This is a genomic window from Kitasatospora sp. NPDC098663, assembly GCF_044760075.1.
Classification (GTDB): Bacteria; Actinomycetota; Actinomycetes; order Streptomycetales; family Streptomycetaceae; genus Kitasatospora.
The window spans coordinates 155,113-168,385 of the sequence record NZ_JBIWAP010000003.1 but is presented as its reverse complement, the minus strand read 5'-3'; the positions used below and the strand labels follow the sequence as shown (position 1 = coordinate 168,385).

The 13,273-nt window shown below is 72.5% G+C and carries 9 protein-coding genes; all 9 read right to left on the bottom strand.

Features of this window, described 5'->3' with window-relative positions; genetic code table 11:
• Nucleotides 1-76 precede the first annotated feature (76 nt).
• The 9 genes from aceE to ACIQVZ_RS04430 all read right to left on the bottom strand — a co-directional run bounded on the left by aceE (nt 77) and on the right by ACIQVZ_RS04430 (nt 13,250).
• Nucleotides 77-2,800: a pyruvate dehydrogenase (acetyl-transferring), homodimeric type gene (aceE, locus tag ACIQVZ_RS04470; RefSeq protein ID WP_402447162.1), complete on the bottom strand. Its 2,724-nt coding sequence runs from the start codon at nt 2,798-2,800 to the stop codon at nt 77-79.
• A 195-nt stretch (nt 2,801-2,995) separates the two neighbouring features.
• Nucleotides 2,996-3,658, bottom strand: a complete 663-nt coding sequence (locus ACIQVZ_RS04465; RefSeq protein WP_402447159.1) for a GntR family transcriptional regulator — start codon at nt 3,656-3,658, stop codon at nt 2,996-2,998.
• Nucleotides 3,659-3,781: 123 nt separating this feature from the next.
• On the bottom strand, nt 3,782-4,828 hold the full coding sequence (locus ACIQVZ_RS04460) for an enoyl-CoA hydratase/isomerase family protein (protein ID WP_402447156.1): 1,047 nt from the start codon (nt 4,826-4,828) through the stop codon (nt 3,782-3,784).
• A 320-nt stretch (nt 4,829-5,148) separates the two neighbouring features.
• Entirely contained in the window at nt 5,149-6,372 is a 1,224-nt protein-coding gene (gene fahA, locus ACIQVZ_RS04455; protein ID WP_402447154.1) for a fumarylacetoacetase, read from the bottom strand.
• Nucleotides 6,369-7,307, bottom strand: coding sequence for a hypothetical protein (locus ACIQVZ_RS04450; RefSeq protein WP_402447151.1), 939 nt, complete (start codon nt 7,305-7,307; stop codon nt 6,369-6,371). Before ACIQVZ_RS04450 ends, fahA begins: the two co-directional genes overlap by 4 nt.
• On the bottom strand, nt 7,304-8,554 hold the full coding sequence (locus ACIQVZ_RS04445) for a cupin domain-containing protein (RefSeq protein ID WP_350875042.1): 1,251 nt from the start codon (nt 8,552-8,554) through the stop codon (nt 7,304-7,306). The genes ACIQVZ_RS04450 and ACIQVZ_RS04445 overlap by 4 nt, the downstream gene beginning before the upstream one ends.
• A gap of 76 nt (nt 8,555-8,630) precedes the next feature.
• Nucleotides 8,631-9,845 (bottom strand): 4-hydroxyphenylpyruvate dioxygenase, encoded by a 1,215-nt coding sequence (hppD, locus tag ACIQVZ_RS04440; RefSeq protein WP_350875044.1) that lies wholly within the window; start codon nt 9,843-9,845, stop codon nt 8,631-8,633.
• Between the two features lie 206 nt (nt 9,846-10,051).
• Nucleotides 10,052-11,416 carry an alpha/beta family hydrolase gene (locus ACIQVZ_RS04435; protein ID WP_402447146.1) on the bottom strand — a complete coding sequence of 455 codons (1,365 nt, stop codon included), beginning with the start codon at nt 11,414-11,416 and terminating at the stop codon, nt 10,052-10,054.
• 133 nt (nt 11,417-11,549) lie between these two features.
• Nucleotides 11,550-13,250 (bottom strand): acyl-CoA dehydrogenase family protein, encoded by a 1,701-nt coding sequence (locus tag ACIQVZ_RS04430; RefSeq protein ID WP_350875048.1) that lies wholly within the window; start codon nt 13,248-13,250, stop codon nt 11,550-11,552.
• Between the last annotated feature and the right edge of the window lie 23 nt (nt 13,251-13,273).

The window sequence follows — 13,273 nt, the reverse complement described above, 5'->3', positions numbered from 1 at the left end:
TGCGAGACGGTCGTCACGGGTCCGGCATCCCGCTGGGGGAGCCGGGCCCGGGACTCCGGACACGGGACGTCAGGGGTCAGAAGCGGACCCCGTAGCGCTCGGCCGCCTGCCGGACGGTCTCCGCCTTGACCTCGCCCCGGCGGGCCAGCGCGGCCAGCGCCGCCACCGCGATCGACTGGGCGTCCACGCCGAAGTGCCGCCGCGCCGCGTCCCGGCTGTCGGAGAGGCCGAAGCCGTCCGTGCCGAGCGACGTCCAGTCCTGCTCCACCCACGGGCGGATCTGGTCCGGCACCGCGCGCATCCAGTCGCTGACCGCCAGCACCGGCCCGGGCGCCCCTGCCAGCGCCCGTGTCACGTAGGGGGCGCGTGCCGCCGCGCCCGTACCGGCCGCCGCCCGCGCCAGGTTGGCCGCGTCGCAGTCCAGTGCCTCCCGGCGCAGCTCCGTCCAGGAGGGTGCCGACCAGACGTCCGCCGCCACACCCCAGTCCTCGCCCAGCAGTTGCTGGGCGGCGAGTGCCCAGCGCACGGCGGTGCCCGAGGCGAGCAGTTGGAGCCGGGGCGCGTCGCCGTCCGGGGAGGGCTCCGCCGGGCGGTAGCGGTACAGCCCGCGCAGGATGCCGTCGGTGATGTCGGTGATGTCGGTGGCATCCGTGCCGGTCGGCAGCGGCAGCGGCGGTTGTGGCAGCGGCTCGTTGTAGACGGTCAGGTAGTAGAAAACGTCCTCGCCGTGCGGGTGTTGGGGGCTGCTGCCGTACATCCGGCGCAGGCCCTCGCGGACGATCACCGCGACCTCGTACCCGAAGGCGGGATCGTAGGACAGCGCCGCCGGGTTGGTGGAGGCGATCAACTGTGAGTGACCGTCGGCGTGTTGAAGGCCCTCGCCGGTCATCGTGGTGCGTCCGGCGGTGGCGCCGATCAGGAAGCCCCGGCCCAACTGGTCGGCCAGGGCCCACATCTGGTCGGCGGTGCGCTGCCAGCCGAACATCGAGTAGAAGATGTAGAACGGGATCACCGGCTCGCCGTGGGTGGCGTACGCGGTCGCGGCGGCGGTCAGCGAGGCCATCGAACCGGCTTCCGTGATGCCCTCGTTGAGGATCTGGCCGGTCGCCGACTCCTTGTAGTGGAGCAGCTGGTCGCGGTCGACCGGGTCGTAGGTCTGCCCCAGCGGCGAGTAGATGCCGGCGCTCGGGAAGAGCGACTCCATGCCGAAGGTGCGCGCCTCGTCCGGGACGATCGGCACCCAGCGGTGGCCGGTGGCCTTGTCCCGCATCAGGTCCTTGACCAGCCGGACGAACGCCATGGTGGTCGCGATCTCCTGCGTGCCGGAACCCTTGAGCAGCGTCTCGAAGGGTTTCGCGGGCAGCTCGGGGAGCGGGGTGAAGCGCACCCGGCGGGCGGGCGCGGGGCCGCCCAGCGCGGCGCGCCGCTCCCGGAGGTAGCGGGCCTCCGGGGAGTCCGGGCCCGGGTGCGCGTACGGGACCAGCTCGCCGGCCAGGGCGCTGTCGGGAATGGGGAGTTCGAGCAGGTCGCGCATCGCCCGGAACTCCGCCCCGGAGAGCTTCTTCATCTGGTGGTTGGCGTTGCGGGCCTCGAAGCCGGGGCCGAGGGTCCAGCCCTTGACCGTCTGCACCAGCACCACGGTGGGGGCGCCCCGGTGCTCCAGCGCCGCCCGGTAGGCGGCGTACACCTTGCGCGGTTCGTGCCCGGCCCGGGAGGTCGCGACGATCTCCAACAGCCGCCGGTCGTCCACGGTTTCGGCGATCGCCCGGAGTTCTGGCGCGGCCTGGAACAGGTGCTCGCGGACGTAGTGGGCGTCCGAGGCGGCGTAGGTCTGGAACTGTCCGTCCGGCACCGCGCCGAGCCGGCGCACCAGCGCGCCCGTGGTGTCGCGGGCCAGGAGGTCGTCCCAGGCCTCGCCCCACAGTGACTTGACGACGTTCCAGCCGGCGGCGCGGAACTGGCGCTCCAGCTCCTGGACGATCTTGCCGTTTCCGCGTACCGGTCCGTCCAGGCGCTGGAGGTTGCAGTTGACCACGAAGGTGAGGTTGTCCAGCCCCTCGCGGGCGGCCAGGGCGAGCGCGGCGGTCGACTCCGGCTCGTCCATCTCCCCGTCGCCGAGGAACGCCCAGACGTGCGAGCCGGAGGTGTCCTTGATGCCGCGCGCGGTCAGGTACCGGTTGAACCGGGCCTGGTGGATGGCCGACAGCGGTCCGAGGCCCATGGACACGGTCGGGAACTCCCAGAACCACGGCAGCCGGCGCGGGTGCGGGTACGAGGGCAGGCCGTCGCCGCCGGCCTCCTGCCGGAAGCGGTCCAACTGGGCCTCGCCGATGCGCCCTTCGAGGAAGGCGCGGGCGTAGACGCCGGGCGCGGCGTGGCCCTGGACGTACAGCTGGTCGCCGGAGCCGTCGGCTTCCTTGCCGCGGAAGAAGTGCTGGAAGCCGACCTCGTACAGCCAGGCGGCGGACGCGTACGTGGCCATGTGTCCGCCGAGGCCGCCGCGGTGGTTGCCCCTGGTCACCATGGCGGCGGCGTTCCAGCGGTTCCAGGCGGTGATCCGGCGCTCCATCGCCTCGTCGCCGGGGAACTCGGGCTCGGCGCCGGTCGGGATGGTGTTGACGTAGGGGGTGTCCAGGAGCGGCGGGACGTCGAGCCGGCGCAGTTCGGCGTGTTCGACGAGGCGGCGCAGCAGGTGGGCGGCGCGGTGCGCTCCGCCGAAGTCGCGGGCGGCGTCCAGGGAGGCGCGCCACTCCGCGACCTCTTCGGGGTCGTGGTCGGGAAGCTGGTCGAGCTGGGACACGGATGGTTCCCCTTTGCCGGTGCTTCAGAGTGCCGATTCCGGGATGCGGAATGGCATTTCTCTCCATGGAAGGTCTCTATGGACGGTAGGGAGTGATCAGGCGGCGCGTCAACCGCTACTGGAGGGTAATGTGAGCGATGATCGATCATCCTTATGCGAACTGAAATTCCAGGCCAGGACCCCGCCCGGATCCGCTCAGGCAGAGCGGTCGGCGTACTCCAGGACGTGTTCCGCCAGCAGCCGCCCGACCTCCGGATCCCGCCGCCGGAAGGCCTCGATCAGCGGGGCGTGGTCGGCCGCGTTCTCGTGCAGCTCCGGGCGGACCCGGTGCAGCGACAGCACCGTCCACACCTCCACGCCCAGCCCCTCCCACGTCCGCAGCAGCGCCCTGTTGCCGGCGGCGGCCACGATCTCGCGGTGGAAGGCCACGCCGTGCCGGGCCTGCCCGAGCGCGTCACCCGCCCCGGCCGCCGCCGCCATCCGTTCCGCGTGCCGCTCCAGGGTGGCGGTGTCCCCGGCCAGGCGGACGACTGCCGACTCGGCGGCCAGCCGCTCCAGCGCGGCCCGCACCTGGTAGACCTCGCGCAGTTCGGCCGGGCTGATCTCGCGCACCCGCACGCCCCGGTTGGGCTCGGCGTCGAGCAGCCCGAGCGACTGCAGCGAGCGCAGCGCCTCGCGGACCGGCGCCTGGCTGACGTTCAACTCGGCGGCCAGGCGCCGTTCCACGATCCGGTCGCCGGGCTGCCAGCGCCCGTTCAGCAGGCCCTCCAGCAGCAGTCCGCGCACCTGCTCGCCGAGCGGCACCCGGGACAGCGGGTCGGCGTCCTCGGCGGGCGGTGGAGGGCTCGGGCGGGTCATGCGGGCTCCTTGATCGTGGTGCGTGACGCGTGACGCGTGACGCGTGACGCGTGGTGCGTGACGCGTGCTTCATGACGTGCGGCTCATGACGCGTGGCGGTGCGGGGTCGGCGGCGCAGCCCGGTCAGGCCAGGCCCAACTCGTCGCCCACGCGTGGCGCGAGGAAGCGGGCGACGTCCGCCTCCCCGACCTCGGTGAGCGCGGCCGGGGACCAGTGCGGGGTGCGGTCCTTGTCGATCACCTGGGCACGGATGCCCTCGACCAGGTCGTGCCCGCCCAGCGCGGCGCAGGAGATGCGGTACTCCTGGTCGAGCGCGGCCTCCAGGGAGGGGAGCGTACGGGCCCGGCGCAGCGCGGCGAAGGTCACCGTGACGGCCGTGGGGGAGTTGCCGAGGATCAGCTCCGCGGCCTCCTTCGCCTCCGCCACGCCGGAGTTCAGCAGTCGTTCGACGATCTCCCCGACGCTGTCGGCCGCGTAGCAGGCGTCGATCCAGGCGCGCTGCTCCGCGAGCGGGGCTCCCGGCTCGGGCTCGGCGTGCGCGGCGACGACGGCGGCCGGGTCGGGGCTCTCGGCCAGGGCGTCGAGCAGCGCCGCGATCCGCGTCGAGGGGACGAAATGGTCCGCGAACCCGCACAACAGTGCGTCACCGGGGCCCATCGAGGCCGAGGTGAGGCCGAGGTGGGTGCCCAACTCGCCCGGGGCGAGTGCGAGCAGCCGACTGCCGCCGACGTCCGGGACCAGCCCGATCCGGGTCTCGGGCATCGCGACGGTGGAACGTTCGGTGACGATCCGGACCGCGCCGTGGGCGGACAGGCCGATGCCGCCGCCCATGGTGATGCCGTCCATCACCGCGACGTACGGCTTCGGGTAGTGGGCGATCAGTGAGTTGAGCCGGTACTCGTCGCGGAAGAAGGCCCGGGTGCCGGCCCCGCCGGCCTTGGCGTCGTCGTGCAGTGTGCGGAGGTCGGCCCCGGCGCAGAGGCCGCGCTCGCCGGCGCCGGTCAGGACGACGGTGCGCACCCGGTCGTCCGCGGCCCACTCGGCCAGCGTCGCGTGGATGGTGGTGATCATGCCGTGGGTCAGGGAGTTGAGCGCCCGCGGCCGGTTCAGCACGATCCGTCCGGCCCCGCCGTCCAGGGAGACCTGGACCTCCGCCACCTCTGCGCTCATCGGGTCCGTTCCCGTCGTCCGGTCGTCCGGTCGTCCCTCGGTCTTGACGACTCCTGTCGTCCACCGTACCGGGGTGGCGCGGAGCCGTGATCATCCGACCGGTCGGCCGACGGGCCGCGAGGACATCGTCGCCACTGGTGGGGCAGGCCTGTGGGCGCGGTGGGTTCGGCGCGCGAGGGGGAGTTCGGGGAGGGGGTGGGGGTAACAGATAACAGCTGACAGATGATGAAATCTGTCAGCTGTTATCTGTCGCCTGTTATCCGTTATCCGTTATCCGTCATCCGTTCGCCGTCAGTTGTCGGCCGGCGGCGGTGGGCCGGCTACGGCTGGACCCGCCCCGTCACCTCGCCGAACCCGATGACGGCGCCGTCCGGCCCCGGCGCGGTGGCGGTGATGGTGACCTCGTCGCCGTCCTCCAGGAACGTCCGGGTGGTGCCGTCCGGGAGCTTCAGCGGCTCCTCGCCGTTCCACGTCAGCTCGATCAGCGCGCCGCGGGTCTCCGGCTCCGGCCCGCTGACGGTGCCCGAGGCGAACAGGTCGCCGGTGCGCAGCGAGGCGCCGTTCACCGTCATGTGGGTGAGCTGCTGCTGTGCCGTCCAGTACATCGAGGCGAACGGCGGCCGGGACACCAGGTGCCCGTTCAGCCGGACCTCCAGCGCCAGGTCCAGTCCCCACGGCTCGCCGCCGCGGTCGTCCAGGTACGCCAGCGGCTCGACGTCGCGCTCGGGCGGCGCGACCCGGGCGTGCTGCAGGGCGTCCAGCGGGACGATCCACGGGGATACGGAGGTGGTGAAGGACTTGCCGAGGAACGGGCCGAGCGGCACGTACTCCCAGGCCTGGATGTCGCGCGCGGACCAGTCGTTGACCAGGCAGACGCCGAACACGTGCTCGCGGAAGTCGTCCAGGACGACCGGCCGGCCCAGCTCGGACGGGGTGCCGACGACGAAGCCGACCTCCGCCTCGATGTCCAGCCGCCGGGTCGGCCCGAACGACGGCGCCGGGTCGGCGGGCGCCTTGCGCTGCCCGTGGGGCCGCACCACCGGGGTGCCGGAGACGACCACCGTGCCCGCCCGCCCGTGGTAACCGATGGGCAGGTGCTTCCAGTTGGGGGTGAGCGGCTCCGAGCCCGGGCGGAAGATCCGGCCCAGGTTGGTGGCGTGGTGCTCGGAGGCGTAGAAGTCGACGTAGTCGGCGACCTCGAACGGCAGGTGCAGCTGCACCTCGCCCGCCGGCACCAGCGCGGGCGACAGCGCCTCGCGGTAGGACTCGTCCGTCAGCCATCGCGTGAGGTCGGCCCGGACCTGCGTCCAGACCGAACGCCCTGCCGCCAGAAGCGGGTTGAGCGAGTCCGCGGCCAGCAGCGCGGACGGCGCCCCGGCCGCCCGGGCGGCCGCCGCGGCGTCCAGCACGAAGTCCCCGACGCGCACGCCGATCCGGCGCCGACCGGGCTGGTCGGAGGCGGTGAACACGCCGTACGGCAGGTTGTGCACGCCGAACGGCGAGTCCTGGGCGCTGGCGAGCCAGCTGCGGGGGGTGGTGCTCAACGGTCCTCCTGGGGCTGTGACGTGGACGGCAGCAGGCCGAGCGCGGCCAGGTCGTCCAGGGGCTCGGCGATGCTGCACGTGCCGAACGCGGTGAACGAGTTCCGGATCACCGTAACCTGACGATCGGTCAGCGCTTGGACGGCCTTGGCCAGCACCGCGCCGTCGCGTTCCGCCAGCACCGCCGCTGCTGCGGCCCGGTCGGTCTCCTGCGCGGCCAGCAGCACGTTGAGGAAGCCGTGGTGCTCGAAGCCGGTGGCCGGGTCGGTGTGCCGGACGGCGTTGTGCAGTCCGGCGGTGCACTTGTACGGCAGTCCGCGCAGCGCGCAGCCGGTGAGGAAGGCGGCCAGCTCCTCCTCGTTCGGGAACGCCTCGGCCACCACCCCGCCGGTGCGGAACTTCGCCCGGTAGGGGCTGTCGATGAGCACGTCCAGTACCTCGCCCAGGCCGTCGCCGCGCAGGAGTTCGCGCGGCAGCTCGATGGCGGCCGGGACGTCGGGCGGCAGCAGCCGGTCCAGGGCGGCGACCGCCTCGGCGGCGTCCCGGACGGCGAGTTCGACGCCGGCCACCTCGAAGGGCGCGGCGGCGGCGAGCGCCGGGCCGAGCTCGGCACTGCCCCCCGGCAGTACGAGCCCGACCCTGAGCGGTGCGCCGCCCGCCATCGCCACGCCGCCCGAAGCCGGCGCACCGGTCGACGTCACCGCCGCACCGCCCGCCACCGCTGCGGCCAACTCGCCCAGCCGGCCGGCCCCGCACAGGAGCGGGCCGACCGCTTCGGAGTACCAGGCCGCGCGGTGCCCGCGGTGCGCGGGTACCGCCTCGGCGACCGGCAGGTTCCCCGGGGGGAACACCGCGGCGTCGTCGAAGAGCCCGTGGAACAGCTCGGGGATGGCCCCGGTGGCCGGTGCGTCGGGCGCGGCGGACGAGGCGGCGCTCATCGCCCGGGCCCCCGCCCGGCCCAGGTCCAGGCGTAGTTGCCGTCCTCACCGGCCCGGCCGCCCTCGCCGAGCTCCAGCGGGCGGAACGTGTCCACCATGACGGCGAGTTCGTCGAAGAACTCCACGCCGATGCTGCGCTCGTACGCGCCGGGCTGCGGCCCGTGGGTGTGCCCGCCGGGGTGCAGCGAGATCGAGCCCTGGCCGATGCCCGAGCCCTTGCGGGCCGCGTAGTCGCCGCCGCAGTAGAACATGACCTCGTCGCTGTCCACGTTGGCGTGGTAGTACGGCACCGGGATCGACAGCGGGTGGTAATCCACCTTGCGGGGAACGAAGTTGCAGATCACGAAGCCGTTGCCCTCGAACACCTGGTGGGCCGGCGGCGGCTGGTGGACCCGGCCGGTGATCGGTTCGAAGTCCCGGATGTTGAAGGCGTACGGGTACAGGCAGCCGTCCCAGCCGACCACGTCGAAGGGGTGGTGCGGCACGGTGTAGCGGGTACCCGAGACGCCGTTCGGGCCGCGGTGCTTGACCAGCACGTCGATGTCCCCGGAGGTGCCCCCGGAGGCGCCCCCGGCGGTGTCTGCGGAAGCTTCTCCGTCGGCGTCGACGACCAGCGGGCCGACCGGGCCGCGGAAGTCCCGCTCGCAGTACGGCGCGTGCTCCAGCAGCTGCCCGTACTTGGAGAGGTAGCGCTTGGCCGGGGTGATGTGGCTGTTGGCCTCGATGCAGTACGCGCGCAGCGGCTCGTCCCCGGCCGGCACCCAGCGGTGGGTGGTGGCGCGCGGGATGATCACGTAGTCGCCCTGGCCGACCTCGATCGAGCCGAAGACCGTCTCGACCGTGCCGGAGCCGGACTCCACGTACACGCACTCGTCGCCGAGTCCGTTGCGGTACAGCTCGCTCGGGGCCCCGGCGGCGACGTACGAGATCCGCACGTCGCCGTTACCGAGGACCAGGCGGCGGCTGCCGACGACGTCCGCGGATTTCCACTCCTGGTCCGCGAACAGCTCGTGCAGCTTGAGGTGGCGGGGGAGCAGGGGGTGGTTGGGCACCGTGGACTGGTCCGGCAGCTCCCACGGCACCGCGTTCACCACGGCCGAGGGGATGCCCCGGTGGTAGAGCAGCGAGGAGTCCGAAGAGAACCCCTCCTCGCCCATCAACTCCTCGTAGTACAGCCCGCCTTCGGGTGTGCGGTGCTGGGTGTGCCGCTTGGGCGGGATGCTGCCCAGCTGCCGGTAGTACGCCATCTCCCTGCTCCTCCTCGACCGTGCTCAGCCGACCGTCCTCACGGTACGCCCGACCGTGCTCAGAGTTCCCCGGCACTCACAGGTTGCCGCGGGCGTCCTGCTCGCGCTCGATCGCCTCGAACAGCGCCTTGAAGTTGCCCTTGCCGAAGCCCAGCGAACCGTGCCGCTCGATGAACTCGTAGAAGACGGTGGGGCGGTCGCCGATCGGCTTGGTGAAGATCTGCAGCAGGTAGCCGTCCTCGTCGCGGTCGACCAGGATGCCGCGTGACTTCAGGTCGTTGATGTCCACCCGCACCTTGCCGATCCGGGCACGCAGCTCCGGGTCGTCGTAGTACGAGTCGGGGGTGTTGAGGAACTCCACGCCGCGCGAGCGCAGCACGTCGACGGTGGTGAGGATGTCGTTGGTGGCGAGCGCCATGTGCTGGCAGCCGGGGCCGGTGTAGAACTCCAGGTACTCGTCGATCTGCGACCGCTTCTTGGCGATGGCCGGCTCGTTGAGCGGGAACTTCACCCGGTGGTTGCCGCTGGCGACGACCTTGGACATCAGGGCGGAGTAGTCGGTGGCGATGTCGTCGCCGACGAACTCGGCCATGTTCACGAAGCCCATGACCCGGTTGTAGAACGACACCCACTCGTCCATCCGGCCCAGCTCGACGTTGCCGACGGCGTGGTCGAGGGCCTGGAACAGGCGCTTGGGCGAGCCCTCCGGGTGCTGGACCTTGCTCTGCGCGGTGATGTACCCCGGCAGGTAGGGGCCGTGGTAGCGGGAGCGGTCGATCAGGGTGTGGCGGGTCTCGCCGTAGGTGGCGATGGCCGCGCGGCGCACGGTGCCGTTCTCGTCGGAGACGTCGTTCGGCTCCTCCAGGACGGTGGCGCCGGTCGCGCGGGCGTGCGCGATGCACTTGTCGACGTCCGGGACCTCCAGGGCCAGGTCGACGACGCCGTCGCCGTGGCGGCGGTGGTGGTCCAGCAGCGGGCTGTCCGGCAGTACCCCGCCCTTGATCACGAAGCGGCAGGAGCCGGAGCGGAGCACGAAGGCCTTGCGGTCACGACGGCCGGTCTCCGGACCGGAGTAGGCGACCAGCTCCATGCCGAACACGGCCTGGTAGAACTGGGCCGTCTGGGTGGCGTTGCCGACCACGAAGACGACCGCGTCCTGCGCGGTGACGGGGAACGGGTCGGTGGCCGGGTCGTGCTCGACGAGGCCGACGAGGCGGCGCAGCTGGTCGGCGTCGAGACCGGCCTCGCGCTCCTCGGGGGTCAGCTCAAGGGCGTGGGACTGCGGGGTCATCGGTCGTTCCTCCACTTTTGGCCTCGGCTCCGAGGCGTCCGCTTGAGGCGGCCGCGCCGCGAACGGGTGGGCGGTGCGGCTGGCCGAGAGCTTGCTCCTGTCCGGGTGGCTGGGCAACAGGTCGCGATTTCACTGTTCAATGTGTACAAGCTGATCAGGAAATCCCGCATTCGGCTGCGCAAAATGTGCTGCCGATCGAGGCCGGTTCACGGGGCCCGTGACTCCGGGTCCTGGGCGGTCCCGAGCGGGGCGAGGTGGCGCAGGAACCATGCCCCGGCGAGCTCGGCGACCTGGTCCAACGTGCCCGGCTCCTCGAACAGATGGCCCGCGCCCGGCACCACCGCCAGTTCGCTCACGCAGTGCAGCCGGGCCCGGGCCCGCCGGTTCAGGTCGATCACGGTGGTGTCCAGGCCGCCGACCACGAGCAGCGTCGGGGCGCTCACCCGGCCCAGGACGTCGGGACCGGCGAGGTCGGGGCGCCCGCCGCGGGAGACCACCGCGCCGACGGCGGGCCCGAGCGCGGTGGCGGTGTGCAGGGCGGCGGCGGTGTGCAGCGCGGCCGCGGCGCCGGTGCTGGCGCCGAACAGGCCGAGCGGCAGGTCGCGGGTCTCCTCCAGCCGGCCCAGCTCCTCGGCGACGGCGGTCAGCCGGTCACCGAGCAGACCGACGTCGAACACCTTGCGGCGGTCCGGCTCCTCGGCCTCGGTGAGCAGGTCGAACAGCAGCGTGGCCAGCCCGGAGCGGTTCAGGTACCGGGCGACGTGACGGTTGCGCGGACTGCGCCGGCCGCTGCCGCTGCCGTGCGCGAAGAGCACGATTGCGCTCGGTGCGGCGGGGACGGTCAGCCGGCCGGCGAGGCGCACACCGGCGGCGCGCAGCACCAGCTCGCGGTCCACGCCCACCGGCCCTGGCGCGCGCCGCCCGCCGGCGGCCTCGGCGAGTAGCCGGAGGACCTCCTCGTCGCCGGTCTGCGCGAAGTCCCCGTAGAACTCGCCGATCGCGAAGAACGGCGACGGCGTGCCGACGCAGACCAGCTCGTCGGCGACCTCGGACAGGCGCTCCGTCCAGTCCGCCGGGGCCACCGGGACGGCGAGCACCACCCGGGCCGCCCCCCGGGCCCGGACGATCCGGCAGGCGGCCCGGGCGGTGGAGCCGGTGGCGACGCCGTCGTCCACCACGATCACCGTGCGGCCGCGCAGGTCGGCGGGCGGGCGGCCGCCCCGGTAGCGGCGGGCCCGGCGCTCCAACTCGGTGCGCTCGCGCTGCTCCACGGCGGCCAGCTGGTCGTCGCCGACCCCGGCCAGCCGGATGACCTGCTCGTTCAGCACCCGGACGCCGTCCTCGCCGATCGCCCCCATGCCCAGCTCGGGCTGGTAGGGCACGCCGAGCTTGCGGATCACGCAGATGTCCAGCGGCGCGCCGAGCGCGGCCGCCACCTCGGCGGCCACCGGAACCCCGCCCCTGGGCAGCGCCACCACCACGGTGTCGGCGCCGCCCAAGTGGCCCACGCGGGCGGCCAGCCGCCGACCCGCGTCGGTCCGGTCGGTGAAGTGGGTCCCGGTGCCGTGCATGACGCGCCCTCCGTGTTCCACGGTACGTCCGGGCGGCGTCGGGCGGGGCGCCGAGGGGCGGGGCGGGGTGCAGCCCGGGGGTGCCGGCCCGCTGACCGGCACCCCCGGGGTCGTTCCACCCGCTGCGCGGCGGCTACGGCCGCATCTCGTACGCGCCCGACAGCTCCTCGACCCGGGCCCACACGGCGGCGGCCCGCTCAGCGTTGGCGACCGGCCGGCGTACGTTCGCCAGCGCCCAGGCGGCCTGCTCCGGGGTCGTCGAGGCCTTGCCGTGCAGCTCGGTCGCGTGCGCGGAGAAGTCGCGGACCAGCGCGTCGAAGATCTGGTCCAGGACGTCCTCGTCCAGGCCGGTCAGCTCAGCCTGCTCCAGCACCAGCTGGCCGTAGACGATCAGTGCGAACAGCTGGCCGATCTCCAGCAGGAAGTCCAGGTCCGCCTGCTGCTCCTTGCTCGGCGCGTGGCCGAGGAGCAACTCGCAGAAGCCGTCGGCCTGCTCGCGGAAGCGGGCGACGTTCGGCAGCTGCGCGTGGCGGTCGTACGCGGTGCGCCAGTCGTGGAAGCGGATCGCGCCGAGGCCGCGGGCCGCGCCCTGGCGGAACAGGAAGGCGTCATCGGCGGCGTCCAGCCGGGTCGGTACCGGAGCGTAGTCGCTCGGGGCGAACAGGTAGTTGCCCATGAACTTGAGGATCAGCGCCAGGTTGACGTGGACGGTGCCCTCCAGCTTCGGCAGGCCGCGGATGTCCTTCGCCGCCTTGTCGAAGTAGGTGTCCGCCTCGAAGCCCTTGGCCGCGATGACGTCCCACATCAGGTCGATGACCTTCTCGCCCTCGGTGGTGACCTTCATCTTGGTCATCGGGTTGAACAGCAGGTAGCGGCGGTCCTCGGGGGAGGCGGTGCGGAAGTAGTCCACGGCCCGCGCGCTGAACATCTTCATCGCCACCAGGCGGGCGTACGCGTCGGTCAACTCCCGTCGCACGTGGGGGAAGTCGGTGACCTTCCGGCCGTACAGCACCCGGTTGTGGGCGTGTGTGACGGCCTCGTACATCGCGTGCTCGCAGATGCCGACCGAGGCCGTGCAGAGGTTGAACTTGCCGACGTTGACGGTGTTCAGCGCGGCGTCGAAGGCGGCCTGACCGGTGTGCAGCACGTCCTCGGCGCGTACCGGGTAGCCCTCCAGCCGGAACTCGCTGACGTACATCTGGGCGTTCACCACGTTTTTGACCAGGTGGTACGCGTCGTGGCGGCTGTCGGCGGCGAAGAAGACGTAGCCCTCGGGGCCCTCGACGTCGGAGCGGCGGCCGAACACCGAGACCAGGCCGGCCACGTTGCCGTTGCCGATGTAGTACTTGGAGCCGGTCGCGGTGAAGCCGCCCTCGCCGTCCGGGGTGAGGATCATGTCGGTGGAGTAGATGTCGGCGCCGTGGGTGCGCTCGGAGAGCCCGAACGCCATGACGTGACCCTCCGTCAGGAGCTTCGCGGCGCGGGCCCGGACGGCCTCGTTCTTGCTCTGCCAGACCGGTCCGAGGCCGAGGATGGTGACCTGCCAGGTGTACCAGTAGCCGAGGCCGTAGAAGCCGAGGATCTCGTTCAGCTCGGCGATCCGGGAGGTGTCCCAGCGCTTGCCCGGGTCGGCCGCGGACGGGGTCAGGAATTCCGCGAACAGGCCCTCCTCGGCCGCGAATCCGAGGAAGTCGGCGTACCAGGTGCGGTCGACGTAGGTGTCGATCAGCGCCTTCTTGCCGCGGGACTCGAACCAGTCCACGGTCGCGCGCAGCAGTCGGCGGGTCGGCTCGTCGAACTGCGCGGGGTCGTACGTACGCGGGTTGAAGAGCATCACGGGCTCCCGGGGGTCGAGGG